At 70.2% G+C, this 16,710-nt stretch carries 16 protein-coding genes; 10 read left to right on the top strand and 6 right to left on the bottom strand.

What is annotated here, in order from left to right; genetic code table 11:
* Nucleotides 1-23 precede the first annotated feature (23 nt).
* The 4 genes from AFR_RS06810 to AFR_RS06795 are packed head-to-tail and all read left to right on the top strand — an operon-like array spanning nucleotide 24 to nucleotide 2,561.
* Entirely contained in the window at nucleotides 24-401 is a 378-nt protein-coding gene (locus AFR_RS06810; protein ID WP_023359164.1) for a hypothetical protein, read from the top strand.
* Entirely contained in the window at nucleotides 391-1,614 is a 1,224-nt protein-coding gene (locus AFR_RS06805) for a GAF domain-containing sensor histidine kinase (protein ID WP_023359163.1), read from the top strand. Before AFR_RS06810 ends, AFR_RS06805 begins: the two co-directional genes overlap by 11 nt.
* The gene (locus tag AFR_RS06800; RefSeq protein WP_023359162.1) at nucleotides 1,611-2,255 is read left to right on the top strand and encodes a response regulator; all 645 of its coding nucleotides are present in this window, start codon (nucleotides 1,611-1,613) and stop codon (nucleotides 2,253-2,255) included. Before AFR_RS06805 ends, AFR_RS06800 begins: the two co-directional genes overlap by 4 nt.
* A gap of 18 nt (nucleotides 2,256-2,273) precedes the next feature.
* Nucleotides 2,274-2,561, top strand: coding sequence for a hypothetical protein (locus AFR_RS06795; protein ID WP_023359161.1), 288 nt, complete (start codon nucleotides 2,274-2,276; stop codon nucleotides 2,559-2,561).
* Here the strand turns inward: AFR_RS06795 and AFR_RS06790 are convergent.
* Genes AFR_RS06790 through AFR_RS06780 form a run of 3 tightly spaced genes read right to left on the bottom strand, consistent with a single transcriptional unit; the run spans nucleotide 2,551 to nucleotide 4,842 of the window.
* Nucleotides 2,551-3,048, bottom strand: coding sequence for a hypothetical protein (locus AFR_RS06790; protein ID WP_023359160.1), 498 nt, complete (start codon nucleotides 3,046-3,048; stop codon nucleotides 2,551-2,553). The two genes, AFR_RS06795 and AFR_RS06790, sit on opposite strands and share 11 nt — an antisense overlap.
* Entirely contained in the window at nucleotides 3,045-4,328 is a 1,284-nt protein-coding gene (locus tag AFR_RS06785) for a sialidase family protein (RefSeq protein WP_023359159.1), read from the bottom strand. The genes AFR_RS06790 and AFR_RS06785 overlap by 4 nt, the downstream gene beginning before the upstream one ends.
* Entirely contained in the window at nucleotides 4,321-4,842 is a 522-nt protein-coding gene (locus tag AFR_RS06780; RefSeq protein ID WP_023359158.1) for a sigma-70 family RNA polymerase sigma factor, read from the bottom strand. The genes AFR_RS06785 and AFR_RS06780 overlap by 8 nt, the downstream gene beginning before the upstream one ends.
* Before the next feature lie 132 nt (nucleotides 4,843-4,974).
* Between AFR_RS06780 and AFR_RS06775 the strand changes: the two genes are divergently transcribed.
* Both AFR_RS06775 and AFR_RS06770 read left to right on the top strand, forming a co-directional pair.
* A complete protein-coding gene (locus AFR_RS06775) occupies nucleotides 4,975-6,705 on the top strand; it encodes a YncE family protein (protein WP_041840658.1) in 1,731 nt (576 codons plus the stop codon).
* Nucleotides 6,706-6,805: 100 nt separating this feature from the next.
* Nucleotides 6,806-7,999 (top strand): DMT family transporter, encoded by a 1,194-nt coding sequence (locus AFR_RS06770; RefSeq protein ID WP_023359156.1) that lies wholly within the window; start codon nucleotides 6,806-6,808, stop codon nucleotides 7,997-7,999.
* 22 nt (nucleotides 8,000-8,021) lie between these two features.
* On the opposite strand, the gene AFR_RS06765 is transcribed toward AFR_RS06770, so the two are convergent.
* Genes AFR_RS06765 through AFR_RS06755 form a run of 3 tightly spaced genes read right to left on the bottom strand, consistent with a single transcriptional unit; the run spans nucleotide 8,022 to nucleotide 11,679 of the window.
* Nucleotides 8,022-9,248, bottom strand: coding sequence for a vWA domain-containing protein (locus AFR_RS06765; RefSeq protein WP_023359155.1), 1,227 nt, complete (start codon nucleotides 9,246-9,248; stop codon nucleotides 8,022-8,024).
* Nucleotides 9,245-10,465 carry an AAA family ATPase gene (locus AFR_RS06760; protein ID WP_202963975.1) on the bottom strand — a complete coding sequence of 407 codons (1,221 nt, stop codon included), beginning with the start codon at nucleotides 10,463-10,465 and terminating at the stop codon, nucleotides 9,245-9,247. The genes AFR_RS06765 and AFR_RS06760 overlap by 4 nt, the downstream gene beginning before the upstream one ends.
* Nucleotides 10,462-11,679, bottom strand: a complete 1,218-nt coding sequence (locus AFR_RS06755) for a hypothetical protein (RefSeq protein ID WP_041841856.1) — start codon at nucleotides 11,677-11,679, stop codon at nucleotides 10,462-10,464. Before AFR_RS06755 ends, AFR_RS06760 begins: the two co-directional genes overlap by 4 nt.
* A 173-nt stretch (nucleotides 11,680-11,852) precedes the next feature.
* Here AFR_RS06755 and AFR_RS45895 point away from each other — a divergent pair, with 173 nt between their 5' ends.
* The 4 genes from AFR_RS45895 to AFR_RS06740 all read left to right on the top strand — a co-directional run bounded on the left by AFR_RS45895 (nucleotide 11,853) and on the right by AFR_RS06740 (nucleotide 16,706).
* Complete coding sequence (locus AFR_RS45895) at nucleotides 11,853-12,608, top strand: hypothetical protein (RefSeq protein WP_148307890.1); 756 nt, start codon at nucleotides 11,853-11,855, stop codon at nucleotides 12,606-12,608.
* Nucleotides 12,609-12,847: 239 nt separating this feature from the next.
* Nucleotides 12,848-14,284, top strand: coding sequence for an aminobutyraldehyde dehydrogenase (locus AFR_RS06750; RefSeq protein WP_023359152.1), 1,437 nt, complete (start codon nucleotides 12,848-12,850; stop codon nucleotides 14,282-14,284).
* Between the two features lie 35 nt (nucleotides 14,285-14,319).
* The gene (locus tag AFR_RS06745; RefSeq protein WP_023359151.1) at nucleotides 14,320-15,453 is read left to right on the top strand and encodes an ABC transporter ATP-binding protein; all 1,134 of its coding nucleotides are present in this window, start codon (nucleotides 14,320-14,322) and stop codon (nucleotides 15,451-15,453) included.
* Nucleotides 15,453-16,706 carry a polyamine ABC transporter substrate-binding protein gene (locus AFR_RS06740; protein WP_023359150.1) on the top strand — a complete coding sequence of 418 codons (1,254 nt, stop codon included), beginning with the start codon at nucleotides 15,453-15,455 and terminating at the stop codon, nucleotides 16,704-16,706. The genes AFR_RS06745 and AFR_RS06740 overlap by 1 nt, the downstream gene beginning before the upstream one ends.
* Nucleotides 16,707-16,710: the final 4 nt, after the last annotated feature.

Raw genomic sequence — 16,710 nt, 5'->3', positions numbered from 1 at the left:
CCGGCGTTTCTAGGTTCGGAGACATGCAGATCAGCCGCTCGACCGCCCTGAAGATCGCCGCCGTTCTGTCCGTGCTCGTGGCGCTCATCGGCATCGGACTCTTCGACCTTCCCAACCTCGTGCTCGGCGCCGAGAAGAGCGAGGCGCCGTTTGCGCTCGTGCTCGGTAGTTTCACCTCGGACGTGCTGGCGCTGATCGCGGCGTACGGTGCCTGGCGTGGTCAGAAGTGGGGTGCCGTGCTGCTGATCGTCGTGAACGCGTTCTGGGTCCTGCAGGCGGTCACGTCGCTGCTGTTCGACTCGACGGCCGCCGAGCTCACCTTCGCCGCGGTCATGCTGGTGCACCACGCCGTCGTGATCACGCTCTGCCTGTGGCGGGAGCGCGTCGTCAGTGTGGCGTGAACGCGCGGGTGTCGGCCAGTGGGTCTACCAGGTGCTCTACCGCCTGCTCCTGCTCCTGTACGCCGGAGTGGTCGCCGGTCTGTGCGCCGTGGTCGTCACCTGGCCGCACCGGCCGATCGCGTCGCTCGCCGACATCCCGTGGTGGTCCCACACGATCGCCCTGGTGCTCGTCGCCGTGACCTGGGCACCGGTGTCGGGGCAGATCAGCCGGGGTGTGCACCAGCTGGCGTTCGGGGAGCGGGACAACGCGTACGAGGTGGTCGAGCGGGTGCACCAGCACCTGCACGCGGGGCCGGGCCCGGACGAGTTGCTGCCGACGCTGGCCGCGACGCTGGCGCACACGCTGAAGCTGCCGTACGTCAGCATCGAGACGGGTGAGGACACCGTCGCCGCGTACGGGTCGATGGGTGACGGGATGCAGGTGGTCCGGATCCCGCTGCGCTATCAGAGCCTCACCCTGGGCACGCTGAGTGTCAGCGCCCGGCGCCGCTTCGACGGCCTGTCCTCCGCCGACCTGCGCCTGCTGGACGACCTCGCCGGCCAGGTCGGCATCACCCTGTACGCGGCCCGGCTCTCCGAGGAGCTGCAGACCTCACGGGAGAAGCTCGTCACGGCCCGTGAGGAGGAACGACTCCGCATCCGCCGCGACCTCCACGACGGTCTGGGCCCGACCCTCGCGTCGCTGGGCCTGCAACTGGGCGCCCTGCACCGCACCCTGCGCACCGATTCCGACGGCGCCGAACGCCTTGTCAAGGAACTGCGCGACGACGTCCGCGAGGCCACCGCCGAGATCCGCCGCCTGGTCTACGAGCTGCGTCCCCCGATGCTCGACGAGTTCGGCCTGATCGACGCGTTACGCAACCTGCGCCCGGTGGACGGGCTGAGCCGCAGCATCCGGGCGCCCGGACCGCTGCCGGCGCTGCCCGCCGCGGTCGAGGTGGCGATCTACCGCATCGCCGCCGAGGCCCTGCACAACGCCGCCCGGCACGCCGAAGCCGGCCGCTGCGTCGTCGAGCTGACCGGTCGCGACGACACGGTGACCCTCACGGTCACCGACGACGGACGCGGCCTGCCGGCGGACTACCTGGCGGGTGTGGGCCACCGGTCGATGCGGGAACGTGCGACCGAGCTGGGTGGCAGCATCACCATCGTTCCCGCCGGCACCGGAGGAACCCGCGTCACCGCGACCTTCCCGATCAAAGGCACCGCATGAACGAGCCCCTCAGGATCCTGATCGCCGACGACCACCCGCTCTTCCGCAAAGGGCTGCGGGCGCTGCTGGCGACCATGCCGCAGACCGAGGTCGCCGGAGAGGCCACCAACGGGGTCGAGGCCGTACGCCTGGCCGGCGAGCTCCGTCCCGACCTGATCCTGCTCGACCTCCACATGCCCGGCGGCGACGGCCTCACCGCGATCCGCCGGTTGGCCACGGTCGCCCCGCAGACCCACATCCTCGTGGTGACGATGTTCGACGACGACGACTCGGTCTTCGCCGCCCTCCGCGCCGGCGCCCGCGGGTACACCCTCAAGGACACCGACGACGACGAGATGATCCGCGCGATCACCGCCGTCGGGCACGGCGAGGCCATCTTCAGCCCGTCGATCGCAGGCCGCATCATCGCCTTCTTCGCCCAGCGACCGTCCCAGCCGGCCACACCGTTCCCGTCCCTGACCCCGAGCGAGCACAACGTCCTGCAACTGCTCGCCCGCGGCCTGCCCAACGAGACGATCGCCGGCCGTCTCAACCTGAGCCACAAGACGGTCCGCAACTACGTCAGCGCCATCTTCAGCAAGCTCCACGTCGCGAGCCGCGCCGAAGCCATAGTCCGCGCCCGCGAGGCGGGCATCGAGTAGTTCCGAGATGGGAAAGACATGGCAACGGAGTTCGCTTTCGACGACCAGATCCTGGTGCTGGACGGGCGGGTCCTCGAGATCTTCCACAGCGGCACCGAGGAAAGCGTGCGCTACCACGTGTCCTACCTGCGCATCTCCGCGACGCCGAACGGTGACGGCTTCAAGGTCCGCCTGGGCCGGGCCTACGGCGAGAACGACATCGCGGGCGGGCGCCGCTGGAAGCTGACCGCGGAGCAGTTCGCCGGCTTCCGCGCCTTCATCGCCGACGCCATCGCTGCGAGGGACAACGGTCCGCTCAATCAGTGAACCCGTCGAGGTGGAGGTCGGCGTGCACCCTGGCGTGGCCGACGCCGGCCAGGATCAGGGTCGCGGTGTGGAGGGGCGTTATCTCGGGGACGTCGCGGCCGTAACAAATGATGCGGGCCACCGTGATGGTCACGGTTTCGAAGGTTTCGCGGATGCTGGTCAGGCGGGTGCCGACGCGGACGCGGCCGCCCACGCAGCGGACCACCACCGGCAGGCCTTCCGGGGTTGCCGGTTCGACCCGGTGGATCTGGACCTCGGCGCGGCCGTCGAGGTAGCAGCGGGCCCGCCGCCACAGCTCGTCGAAGTCGTCGGGGTCCATCTCGGAGGCATCGGCCGGCGGCGGGTGGCCGCCCGCACCGGCTGCGAGGTAGGTGCCGGTGCGGGCGTCGAGCTCGATGTGGCGGACGGGCCGGCCGTGCGGGTCCAGTTCGGTGTACGTGTAGGTGGAGGTGCGGCGACCGGTGGCCAGCGAGCGGAAGAACGTCACGGCCCTTCTGCCTGTCGCCACGTCCGGCCGTCCCCGGAGATGTACGCGTCGCCCTCGGAGGACACCACGTACAGGTCGGTGGCCTGGCGGGACGTCACCTGGGTGAGTTCCAGCAGCTCTTCCGGGTACCCGGGGAGGGTGACCGGTTCGTAGTCACCGCCGTTCGTGCTGATCAGGAACCGGTCGCCGGTCTTGATGACGTGGGCGCCGTCGGCGGTGACAAAACCGCCGTCCGGGGTCTCGTCCGTCGACTGGCCGCGCTTCCACGTGACGCCGCCGTCGGTGGTGCGGTACGGATCCATGCGGAGATCCTTCCGGTAGGTCAGGACGTACGCCAGACCGTCCGGGCCGGAGGCTATCGCGGGGAGGTACATGGTGGGGGTGAAGCCGTTGTCCGCCTCGGCCGGCACGCCGTCGGTGAACACGTGGGTGCGCCAGGTGCGGCCACGGTCGGCGCTGACCGCCACGGCCGGTTTCCGTGTCTGCGGGTCCAGTCCCGGGATCCACACGGTGTCACCAGGCGGGACGTTGGTCAGGTTGGTCCAGCCTTCCTCGATGGTGATGCCGGTGGGCTGAGCGGCCAGCGGGGCGAACCGCCCGGTCACGGGGTCGACGGCGTAGATCTTGCAGGGCGGCTTCAGGTCGGCCAGGACGCAGTCGACCGGGCGGGTGCCCGGCGGCAACACGCTGACCGGCGTGGTGTCCACCGCGGCGGCTTTCCAGGTGCGGCCGCCGTCGACGGAGGTCCACAGTCCGTCGGTCGCCGGGACCTCCTTCCCGGTGCCGTCCAGGTCGGACGGGGTGAGGATCCGCCCGTCGTGCCAGGCCAGCAGCCCCTGGCCCAGGGAGGTGATCGTGGGGATCCGCGGGTCGGCGTTCTGCGGCGTCTGCGGGGGTTCAGCCCGGCGTTTCCAGGTGCGGCCGGCGTCGGCGGACGCGTACAGCTCCGGGCCGCACTCGCGGCAGCGTTCGTAGATGCCGTAAAGGTCCGTGGCGCTGCCGCCGACGACGTTGGTCATCCGGGGCTGCCAGTCGCCGCCGGGATCCGCCGTTTCGGTGGGCGCCGGCGAGGGGTCGGACACCGACACGTCACCCTGGCCGTTGGTGGTCGCGTACCCGAGACCGGTCGCGACCAGGACGGCCGCGGCGGCCGTGACACTCGTCAGCACCGCGCGGCGCCGGCGGACCCCGCGGGCACGCTGCTGGACAACGGCGAAGTCGGGCTGGCGGCTCGCGGTGCCGGCGTAGTCACGCAGACCGTCGAAGTGCTGCTCAGGCATGCCGGACCTCCTCGGTCAGCGGGGCGGGGTCGTCGTCGGTGAGGAAACGGGCGAGCGTGGCGCGGCCGCGGGACAGGCGGGCCTTGACGGTGCCCACCGGCACGCCGAGCGTGGCGGCGACCTCGTCCACGGGAAGGTCGGCCAGGTGATGCAGCACCACCGCCTCGCGGGTCGGCGGGGCCAGTTGCCGCAGCGCCGTGAGCAGCGCCACCCGGTCGGCGGACAGACCGGGCACGGCGGCCGGTGCGATCTCGACCCGGCCCGCACGGACCAGCCGGTCGAACACCCACCGGCGGCGGTACCGGCTGCGGGCGACGTTCAGGGCGACCACGCGCAGCCACCGCTCGGAGTCGTCGGCCTGGACGAACGACCGCGGCGCGGCCAGCACCTTGGCAAACGCCTCCTGCACCGCGTCCTCGGCCTCCGCCAGGTCACCGATCAGCCCGAACACCTGCGCCACCAGCCGCCGGTAATGGACCTCGTACGCCTGGCGTACGGCCTCTTCGGCATCCACATGCGCTCCCCGCTCGTCGACGTTTCGAAAAGGACCAGCAGCGGGACTGCCAGGTTGCACCCAAAGATGCCAACTTCATAGTGACGGGTTTCGCTGTCTCTGATCGTCACTCATGATGACTGTGGTGATGCGATGAGTAACCGAGGTTTGCCGCCGCAGGTGCTGGCCATGATCGACAGTTCGGTCCGGGCCGCCCGTCTGCGGGGTGTGGACGAAGCGGAACTGCTCGCGAACAGCACGGATCTCGCGATGGCAGCTGCGGCGTGGCGGGTGCTCCGGAGTCTGACGGACGAGGACAGCCGCAGTGTCGCCGCTGCGGCGACGGCCGCGCTCGAGCGATCGGCCGTGCGTTTCAATCCCGACCGCGTCGACTTCGGCACGGTCGTCCGGGGTACGCCGGAACTGGCCGCGGAAGTGCTGATCGAGGGCGCCCCGCTGGCCATCGCCACCTCGACGGTGACCGTCGCCGGTCCGGGCCTGCGCGCGCGGATGGACGGACGCCGGCTGCACATCGTGTGGGAGCCCGAGTCGGACTGGCTCGACGGTTCCGTCACGGTCCGCGGCCCGACAGGCTGGGCCGAGGTACGCGTGACCGGCCTGGCCACCGCACCCCCGCCCTCGTCCCGCGCCGAGATCGAGGCGCGCCTGCCGTCGGCCGACGGCGCGAACGACTTCGCCATGTCGCGCATGACGGTCCTCTCGGCGCCGCCTCCGCGCCGCCGCTCGGGCGCAACCGTGCTGCTCGCCGCGCTGACCGCCGGTGTGGTGCTGGGCGGCGGTGGTGTGGCCGTGGCGATGAACAGGAACGAGCAGGCCGCCCGGCAGCAGGTGGCCGCCCTCGACGGCACCTCGGCACCGTCCACGACCGGCGCCACTCCGCGCACCCTGGCGGGCCCGTCTGTCGCGGCACCCAAGGGCACGACCGTCCCGCGCATCCCGCTCGCGCGCAGCGTGGTCAGCGTCGCCAAGCCCGCGGTGACCGGCACGATCCGGGTCGGCAAGGAGCCCGAGGGTGTCGCGGTCTCCCCGAACGGCCGGACGATCTACGTCGCCAACCAGGGCGAACGGGTTCTGTCCGTGGTGGACGCCGTCTCCAGACGCGTCACCTCGATCAAGCTGCGCAACACCCCGCGGTTCGTGACCACGTCGCGGGACGGCCGGCTCGTCTTCGTGTCGATGTATGAGAACGACAAGAAGACCGGCAGCGGTGTTGCCGTCGTCGACGCCGCCCAGCGCAAGGTCGTCCGCTACCTGATCACCGGGGACCAGCCGTTCACGCTGGCGGTCGGCCCCGACGACCGGCTCTGGGTGCCGATCCACAGCAGCGGCCGGATCGAGGTCTTCGCGGCGAAGGACCAGCATCCCGACGGGCGGATCGCGGTGAAACCGAACCCGCACGCGGTGGCCTTCTCGGCGAACCTCATGCGCGCGGTGACCCCCAACCACGAGTCGAACGCCGTCTCGATCATCGACATGGGTTCCGGCAAGGTGCTGCGGTCCATCGGTGTCAGCAAGGCTCCGCACAGTGTCGCCGTGTCACCGAACGGGAGAACAGTGCTGGTCGCCGGGTACGAGGCGGACGCGGCGAACCTGATCGACCTGGTGACGATGCGGCGCAGCGGGCCGTTCAAGGTCGGCAGCAAACCACAGAGCGTGGCGTTCGCGACCGACGGCGCACACGCGTACGTGGTGAACGAGGGCGGCGGTTCTGTGTCCGTACTGAATGGACGGACCGGAGCGGTGACCGCGACGGTGAGAGTGGGTGGCAGTCCGCGTTCGGTCGCGGTGTCACCGGACGGGACGCTGGCTTATGTGTCCAACGGCGACGACAACACGATCTCCGTTCTCCGCATCGGGAAGTGAATCCGCAGGTCGCAAGGCCTCGCGCGGAGGCGGTCGGCACACCTATCATCAGATTGTGATGACTCGATATACACAGCGTCGCGGCGGCTGGTGAGTTCCGGTGACCGCCGCAGGCTGGATCGCGCTGGCGATCACCGTGTTCGGGGCCTTCGGTTATGCCGGAGCGTCGATCCTGCAGGCAGTCGCCGCCAAACGCAGCACCAGCCTGGCCCGCACGCTCAGTCATCCGCTCTACCTGACCGGCATCGCGCTCGACGTGCTCGCCTGGGCCGGCTCGATGGTCGCCCTCCGCGAGCTCGCGGTTTATCTCGTCGAGTCGATCCTCGCGGGCTCCCTGGCCATCACCGTCCTGGCGGCCCGCTTCGTCCTCAAGTCCAAGCTGCGCAAACGCGACGTCGCCTGTGTGATCGTGTCGATCAGCGCCCTGACCGTCCTGGCCCTGTCGGCCGGGCCGCAGGAGGGAACACCCGCCTCGGCCGGGCTGCGCTGGGGGCTCTGCACGGCTGCGGTGCTGCTGACGCTCCTCGGGCGGAGCGCGGCGCGTACCTGTCCTCCGGGTCTGGTGGCCGCGATGGGCGGGCTCTGCCTCGGCGGTGCGGCCCTGTCCGGCCGGGCGTTGCACCTGCCCGAGCAGGCGATGGGACATCCCGGCGCGCTGGCCCTGGCGATCGTCTCCGAGCCGCTCACCTGGGCGGTGCTGATCTTCGCCGCGAACGGCATGCTGCTCTACGCCAACGCCCTGCAACGCGGCCAGGTCGGCCAGGTCACCGCGGTCCACTGGATCGCCGAGGTCACCGCCCCCTCGGCCGTCGCGCTGCTGCTGCTCGGTGACAGCGTCCGCCCCGGCTGGGGCCTGGTCGCCATCGGCGCCGGCGTTGTCACCATCGGCGCGGCCGTCCTGCTCGCCACGGCCCCGGCGACCGGCGCGGCCGTCCGCCCGCCGGACGCCCTCCCCGACGAGCCCTCGCAGCCGTCCCTCCCGGTCTCGGCCCCGATCCGGTACGCGGAACGCATCATCTGGTGGGGCTCACCACCGGTCTGGACACCCCCGAACCGCGAACGTGTCGTGGCCCTGCCCACCCACCACGCACCCGAGCTGACCTGGACACCACCACCCCGCGTGCAGGCGCTGTGGTCGGACCCGCACCGCCCGGACGCCGACGCGGACGAGATCCCGGCCGAGCCGGTGACACTGTCGGAGCTCTGGCCGATCCTGTTGCGGGAGGAGGATCGGCCAGAGCCCGTACGCTCACGCCAGGAGCAGCCCCGCCACGGCCCCTGGGACGACCTCTAGTCACTTTCCGTCGACGATGCCGCTAGCCGATGCTGACCACGCGGGCCCAGTCGGGTGGGTGCTTCGGGACGTAGTCGGGGTCGTCCTCGCTCCACGAGCTGTGGCCGGTGTCGCGGGCGAAGAGGCCGATCACCGTCCGGCACGAGGGTCTCGATGCCGGCCAGGGGGTGTGGCCGTCGGTCAGTGCCACGATGACGTCCGGGCGCGGGTTGGTGCGCAGGGCCTTGGTGAAACCCGTCCGCAGGTCGGTGCCACCTCCGCCCACCAGCGGAATGCCCTCGGCGCGGCACAGCGGGTGGACGACCCGGGCGGCCGCGTCGCACGACAGGACGGTGACCAGGTCGCGCCGGCCGCCCACCGCGCGGGCGATCGCGGCGACCTCGAGGAGGGCGCTGCCCAGCTCGGCGTCGCTGACCGAGCCGGACGTGTCGATGACGACGGACACCCGCGGGGGCTTGCGCCGCAGGCTCGGCAGGACCACCTTGGGCAGGCTCGCCGCCCGGCGCGCCGGGCGGCTGTAGGTGTAGTCCTCCCCGGCGCCGCCGCCCGAGACCGCCGACCGGATCGCGGCCCCGAGCAGGTCACGCCAGGCCTGCGGCGGGTGGACGACGTCCTCCGCCCATCGTTGCCAGTTCCTGGAGGCACGACCGGGCCGCCCGTTGATGCCGTTCGCGACGCGGAACCGCACCGCGTCCTGCTCCTGGTCGGTGAGCCCGTGGGCGTCACCCGGGCCGAGGTCCCATTCGCGTTCCAGGCCATCGGCACCGCTGCCGCAGTCGAGCCAGACCAGGTTCTGCGTGTGCGGCCCCAGCCGGAACTCGTGCAGATATTCCTCCATCAACTGCCCTTCGGGCAGCCGCACCAGGCTCGGCAGGACCACCCCGGCCGGCTGGGTCAGACCGTCCCCGTACGCGTCGTCGTTGATCTCGAAGTCGGCGGCGATGTTCATGCGCAGCCGCTCGCCGGGCCCGCTGAGACCGTGGGCCAGGGCGTACCGGTCGCCGCGGCCGTGATGGTCGCGCAGCAGGTGCGACACCTCGTGGACCCACACCCCGGCCAGTTCGTCCAGCGGGGTCCGGTCGACGAACCCCGGCGAGATGTAACACCGCCAGTGGCGGTCGACGGCCATCGTCGGCACGGTCCGGGACTCGACCGGGTGCAGGGCGAACAGCGCGGTGGCGAGGTAGGGCCGGACGCGGGCGGCGTGCAGCCGGGCGGCGAACAGCTTCTCGCTGTCCAGTGTGGTCATGCGGCGCGCACGCCCTCCCGGTCCGCGCGGCGGGACACCGAGATCGCGCCGGTGAGCCGGTCGATCGCGGCGGGGACGTCCCAGTCTTCGCGCCTCAGTGCGGCGAGGTCACCGGCCGGCACGACGACCAGGTCCGGTGCGCCGGTCTCCATCGCCTTGACCAGCACCACCCACGCCGCCTCCCACCGGGAGCGCTCGGGGCGCTTCCGGACCGCCTCGACCACCCCGTCGAGCACGGCCTGGCGCAGGTCACCGCGTTCGGGCAGCACCGCGTTCCCGGGATCGGCGAGGAGGGTCTCGGGATCGGGCAGGTCCATGCGGTCCAGCGCGGCCAGCAACTCCAGCCCCGGCCCGTCACCGACCGTGGCCCGGACCAGCAGGGACAGCACTTCCCGGGAGGTGCCGGCCGCGGTCGCAAACGCGACCAGGAACAACGCCATCTCCCAGCTCCGGGGTGACGGCCAGGGCCCGCCACGACGGGTCTCGCTCGTCGGCAGCTGATGCACCAGCGCGGGACGGGCGGCGAGGAATCCGCACACCGCGCGCCGGGCGTACGCGACCGCGTCCGGCAGCAGGGCCGGATCGAGCCGGGGCAGCGACGCCCGGGGCCAGGTGCCGCCGAGACCGCGGACCACCACATCGTGGTCGTGCACCCACTGCAAATGGACGAACCGGTTGGCCAGTGGCGGGCTCAGCTCCCAGCCGTCGGCCGCCGACGACCGCGGGTTCGCGGCGGCCACGATCCGGACCCCCGGCGGCAGGCGCAGCGTGCCGATCCGGCGCTCGAGCACCACCCGCAGCAGCGCGGCCTGGACCGCGGGCGGCGCGGTGGAGAGCTCGTCGAGGAAGAGCAGGCCACGACCGGCCCGGACCAGGCGTACGGCCCAGTCGGGCGGGGCCATGGGCACACCCTGGACCGCCGGGTCGTCGCCGATCACCGGCAGCCCGGAGAAGTCCGACGGCTCGTGCACACTCGCGATGACCGTGGTCAGCGGCAGATCAAGAGCCTCGGCCAGCTGCCCGAGCGCCGCGGTCTTGCCGATTCCCGGCTCACCCCACAGCAGTACGGGCAGGTCGGCCGCAACCGCCAGCGTCAGCGCCTCCAGCTGCGTGTCGGGACGGGGTTCGGTGCCGGAGTCACGCAGGAGGCCGAGCAGGTCGTTCGCAACGTCGAGCCGGGCGGAGGTCAGCATCAAATGATCACCTTTGGTCGTCATCGGGCCATCGTGTGGCGGGGATGGGATCGCATGTTGCGGGGACGGCGGGCCCGGGCGGGCGTTTTCAGTCCGACTCCGGCGAGCCCGGAGCGGAACAGCCCGTACGCGACCCGTCGCTGCGCCGCGGTTTCCAACTCGTCGTGCAGAGCCCCGCTGCGCAGCAACGCATCGGGCCCCAGCAGGTCCTCGACGACGGCCAGCGCACCCGCCGCGTCGCCGTGATCGAGCCGCGCACGGACGTCGACCAGCGACTCCGGGCTGCGGTGAGCGGCGTCGATCGCCTGGAGGCAGGGCAGGGGTGTGCCGCTCAACGCCACGAGCAGCTCCTCGCGGCGAATCTCGTCGGCGCTGTGGTCCAGCGGTGCGAGCACACCGCCGACCAGGCCGATCCGGTGCTCGGCGCCACGACACCGCACCGGACGCGGCCCGCTTGTCCCAGCCGCCGCCGGCTTGCGGACGTGATCCGGCGCCAGGGCCGCGGCAACCAGGGGATGCAGCAGGTCCGGGCTCATCAGTCCGGCCCGGAGCAACGCCCGGTCCGGGGCGACCCAGGTCGCAGCGTCGGGCAGCATCGGTACCCGCGCGGCCGAGTCCGGAACACGCCTGATCCCGCCGGCAGACAGCTCGAGCGTCACCCGGCGCCGGGCACCGGCACGAACGACAAAAACGCCGTCGCCACCCAGCAGGATCCTGGCCTCGGCCGGCCAGCAACCCGCGGACCGGTCCCGCAACTCCGGGCTCCGCCGGGCATCCCACAGGTGGCGGTGCAGGTCGAGCCGGAACCGCCGGTCAGGATGCGGTTCGGCGCCGGCGCCGTCCCACACCGCGAGGCTGAACCGCTGGCCGCCGTCGGCCCAGCCCGGTGGCGTCCGCGCGACCAGCTGGACTTTGCTGCCGGCGTACCGGGAAAGAGAGATCGTGAGTCCCGGCCGCAGCAGGCCGTCGGGGGCGATGCGGGGCAGATGCCACCGCAACAGATCCGGAGCGAGATGACGAAGATCGGCCCGCACGAGCGCGGCGATCTCCCCACCGTGGACGCGAGCCACGGCCCGCAAACTCAGATCAACATCAACGCGCGCAGCGGCACAAGCAGCCGCCCAGTCCCCCACCCGGCGCCGGGCAGTGACTGACTCGATCATCGAGGGCGGCACGGCGAACTCCCGCACGCGCCGCCAGAACAGAAGCCGGGATTCCCCGTCCGAAGCAGAGCGCATCAGCACTCACACTTGTCGGACGGAACCCCCAATCTCAGGGAGAAAGTATTCATCGCCGCGGACCGTACCAGCCCCCGCCAACCCCCTCAACCGACTTTACGAGTACGGATGCCCGATTTGGCTCATGGCTGTCAGCCCTCCTCCGCTCACACACAGCTGCCTAGTCTCGACTCGTGCTGGATCCCCGGTCTCGCATCTTCATCGCGCCACGTCTGGCCGCATACCGCAAAATCAGCGCCGCGCTCGCTGTAAATCGGCGGCAGCTGGCCGAGACCGAGACGATGTTGGCCGCGCCTCCCCTCGCGGGTTGGCTCCTCGATCCGGTAAAGGCCAGACGACGTAGCGGCCTGCGGCGCGCCAGGAAGAACCTGGACCTACAGGTGAAGAAGCAGCACACCTCGGTGGAGCGACTGGCTGAGCAGATCGGTGAGGTGCTCGAGCCTGCGCTGCCCCGCGATGATCCGAACTATCGACAACTCGTGGCCACCGTAGAACGTCACCGGCACGCGCTGAGACTCGCCCAAGCCTTACGCTCACATATCGCCGCAATCGTGGCTACAACGCGTCTTCTGTCGAAGGACGCGGTTGGTAAGCCCCAGGATGAAAACACCCAATTTCGAGCCGAGTGGGCAGCCCGCGATTACCCGAACCACGTTCGTGCCGCCCAGCGGATGATTGAGGATCTGCCGGACAGTCTTCGCCGTGCCGACTGCAAACCCGATGCCCCGGCACCGGATCCGCTACTGCTTGCGGGACTGCCGCGGTCGATGTCCACCGTCGCCGACCGTCTGCGCCTGATGGCGGAGACCACACCACCTCGCATCCTGCTCGGACAGGTGGATGGCACGGTTGTGGCCGTACGCCGCGAATACCGGCTCGCGAGGCAGGCGAAAATTACGGCGTTGCGTGCTGCGTTCAGCCGCCTTTGACCGGAGGCGGGCGGCGGGCCGTTGCCGCGGGTAGCTCAAGCGAGTAAGGCTGGTGCGGAAAACGGGCGTAAACGGGGCGGGGACGCGGGATTGCGTGGTGATCTCGGGGGGTGGACTCCCGATTCCGTTTCAGCTTTGCAAAATCCTTCGGATTCCCTTGTTTTTAGGGCTTTCACTGTGTCAAGGTCCACCTCTTCGTGTGGGGGCGGTCACAGCCCCGAGGCGGGAGGCCCTTTTCCGTGAGCACTGACCTACCGGTCCTCCGCAACTTCGTCGCCGGGTCCTTTGTCGACACGGCCGACGGGGAGGTTTCGCCGGTTGTCGACCCCTGCACCGGGGAGACGTACGCCTTTGCGCCGGTTTCGTCCGCGGACGATGTCGCACAGGCGATGACGTCGGCTGAGGCCGGCTTCGAGACGTGGCGGGACACCACGCCCGCGGAGCGGCAGCGGGCGTTGCTGAGGATTGCCGATGCTGTCGAGGCGCGCGCCGACGAGATCATTGCCGCGGAGTGTCGCAACACCGGCAAACCGGTCGAGGCGACGCGGGCCGAGGAGATGGCGCCGCTGCTGGACGAGTTGCGGTTTTTTGCCGGGGCTGCGCGGATGCTCGAGGGGAAGTCGGCCGGGGAGTATCTGCGGGATCACACGTCGTGGGTGCGGCGGGAGCCGATCGGGGTCTGTGCGCAGGTCACGCCGTGGAACTATCCGATGGTCATGGCGGTGTGGAAGTTCGCGCCGGCGATCGCCGCGGGTAATTCCGTGGTGCTGAAGCCGTCAGACACGACGCCGGTCAGCACGTTGCTGCTGGCGGAGATCGCGGCCGAGTTCCTGCCGCCGGGTGTGCTGAACGTCGTCTGCGGTGACCGGGACACCGGGCGGGCGCTGGTGGTGCATCCGACGCCGCAGCTCGTGTCGATCACCGGGTCGACGCGGGCCGGGATGGAGGTGGCCGTCGCGGCCGCCGCCGACCTGAAGAAGGTGCACCTGGAGCTCGGTGGCAAGGCGCCGGTGGTCGTCTTCGACGACGTCGACATCGAGGCTGCCGCAAAGGCCATCGCCGGTGCCGGTTATTTCAACGCCGGGCAGGACTGCACCGCGGCGACGCGGGTGCTGGTCGACAGCCGGATCGCCGAGGACTTCACCGCCGCGTTGGCGCGGGCCGCGCAGGACACCCGGGTGGGTGGGCCGGGTGATCCGGACGCGTACTTCGGGCCGGTCAACAACGCCGCCCAGCTCGGACGCGTCCGGGGCTTCCTGGAGCGGGCACCCGAGCACGCGCAGGTGGTGACCGGTGGCCGGCAGATCGGCGACCGGGGCTACTTCGTCGAGCCCACGGTTGTCGCGGGCCTGAAACAACGGGACGAGATGATCCAGGACGAGATCTTCGGCCCGGTCATCACCGTGCAGGAGTTCACCGACGAGGACACCGCCGTCCGCTGGGCCAACGACGTCCGTTTCGGTCTGAGTGCGAGTGTCTGGACCCGCGACCACGGCCGGGCGCTGCGGGTCTCGCGCCGGCTGAACTTCGGCGCGGTGTGGATCAACACGCATCTGCCGTTCGTCTCCGAGATGCCGCACGGCGGGTACGGCCACTCGGGGTACGGCAAGGACCTCTCGATGTACGGCTTCGAGGAATACACCCGGATCAAACACGTGATGAGTCATCTGGGCTGAGCCCGGCCGTCCCCTCCCCCCGCGAAGAGGTACGCATGTCCATCGTGAACGAAGACCCTGGCGACGGCACCGCCCAGCCCGCGATCGAGCTGGCCGGGGTGCACAAGGACTACCTGTCGCACGGCGAGAAGGTGCAGGCCGTGCGGCGCCTGGATCTGACCATCGGGTCCGGCGAGTTCTTCTCGCTGCTCGGCCCGTCCGGCTGCGGCAAGACGACCACGATGCGGATGATCGCCGGGTTCGAGGAGCCGACCGGTGGCACCGTGTTCCTCGACGGCCAGGACGTCACCCGTGTCTCGCCCAACAAGCGGGACGTCAACATGGTGTTCCAGTCGTACGCGCTGTTTCCGCATCTGAACGCGTACCAGAACGTGTGTTTCGGGTTGGAGCGCAAGAAGGTCGCGAAGAAGGAGATCCAGCGCCGGGTGGGCGAGATCATGGAGATCGTCTCGCTGAACGGCATGGAGAAGCGCGCGCCGCGCGAGATGTCCGGCGGCCAGCAGCAGCGTGTCGCGCTGGCGCGGGCGCTGGTCAACCGGCCGCGGGCGCTGCTGCTGGACGAGCCGCTCGGCGCGCTGGACCTCAAGCTGCGGCAGCAGATGCAGGTGGAGCTCAAGCGCATCCAGCGCGAGGTGGGCATCACGTTCGTCTACGTGACCCACGACCAGGGTGAGGCGCTGACGATGTCCGACCGGATCGCGGTCATGGAGTCCGGGCGCATCGACCAGCTCGGCTCGCCGCGGGAGATCTACGAGAAGCCCGCCACCCGGTTCGTGGCCGGTTTCATCGGTACGTCGAACCTGCTGGACGGCAGCATCGACAGCATCACGGAGGGCGTGGCAACGCTGTCCTACGGCGAGGGCGAACGGGTGCTGGTGCCGGTCGTCGGCGCGATGAAGACCGGCGACACCGTCGAGGTGTCGATCCGGCCCGAGAAGATCGACCTGTCGCAGGACGCCCCGGCGGGCACGGGTGACAGCGTGCTGACCGGTGTGGTCACCGACGTCGTCTACCACGGCACCTCGACCAACTACACGGTGAAGACCTCGGCCGGCCCCGACTTCGTGGTCTTCGACCAGAACGCTTTCTCCGCCGAGGATCTGGCCGGTCCCGGTGACCGGGTGTTCCTCACCTGGAATTGCCAGCACTCGTACCCGATCGGAGTCTGATGAGCCAGCCGTTCTCCCCCGACCCGTCCCTCATCCGCGGCATGACCCAGCGGCGGCTCGGCCGGCGTGATGCCCTGCGCCTCTCCGGCCTGTCGGCTTTTGCGATGGCGTTGAGCGCCTGCGGTGTCAAGGGCACGGGGACGTCCGCGCCGAGTGCCCCCGCGGCCGACGCCGTGGCGAAGTACTGGGCCGGCAAGACCAGCAACGGCAAGGTCGACTTCGCGAACTGGCCGCTCTACATGGACCCGAAGCAGCCCGAGCTGAAGAAGTTCACGGCGGCGACCGGTGTGCAGGTGAAGTACCAGGAGGTCATCCAGGAGATGGGCCCCTGGTTCGCCAAGGTGCAGCCCCAGCTCGCGGCCGGCCAGTCGATCGGTTACGACCTCATGGTCATCACCAACGGGGTGCAGTTCAAGCAGTTCGTCGACTCGGGGTTCCTGGCGCCGCTGGACCACTCGAAGCTGCCCAACTACGTCGCCAACGCCGACAAGTCGTACGCGCAGGAAGCCTTCGACCCGGGCAACGTCTACACGATCCCGTGGACCTCGGGCATGACCGGCATCGCATACGACCCGTCGAAGATCACCCGGCCGATCACCAAGCTGGCCGACCTGTGGGACCCGGCGTTCAAGGGCAAGGTCGGCATGTACTCCGACACCCAGGAGCTGGGCAACTTCGGCATGATGGCGCTCGGCATCGACCCGGCCAAGTCGACCCCGGACGACTGGAAGAAGGCCGCGGCGAAGCTCAAGGAGCAGAAGAGCGCGGGCATCGTCCGCAACTACTACGACCAGAGTTACGTCGACGCGCTCGGCAAGGGCGAGGTCTGGATCACCCAGGCGTGGTCCGGTGACATCTTCCAGAAGAACGTCTCCGACGGCACGAACTTCAAGTTCGTGATCCCGGACGAGGGCGGCACGATCTGGACCGACAACTTCGCGATCCCGATCACGGCGCAGAACCCGCTCGACGCGATCAAGCTGATGGACTTCTTCTACGAGGTCGAGAACGCCGCGACGCTGGCCGAGTACATCAACTACGTCTGCCCGGTCCCGGCCGCGCAGGAACAGATCAAGAAGGACGCGGCCAAGGCGTCCGGCGACGACAAGGCCGCCCTGGAAGCGGTCGCGGCCAGCCCGCTGGTGTTCCCGGCCCAGTCCGACTACGCGAAGCTGCACTACTTCCGCGACTTCGCGACCGTGGCGGAGCAGCAGGAGTACCAGAGCATCTTCGAGCCGATCGTGCTGGCCTGACGCC

The sequence above is a fragment of the Amorphoplanes friuliensis DSM 7358 genome (assembly GCF_000494755.1).
Classification (GTDB): Bacteria; Actinomycetota; Actinomycetes; order Mycobacteriales; family Micromonosporaceae; genus Actinoplanes; species Actinoplanes friuliensis.
Note: the sequence above shows the minus strand (reverse complement) of the source record. Positions and strands in the feature narration are given on the sequence as shown.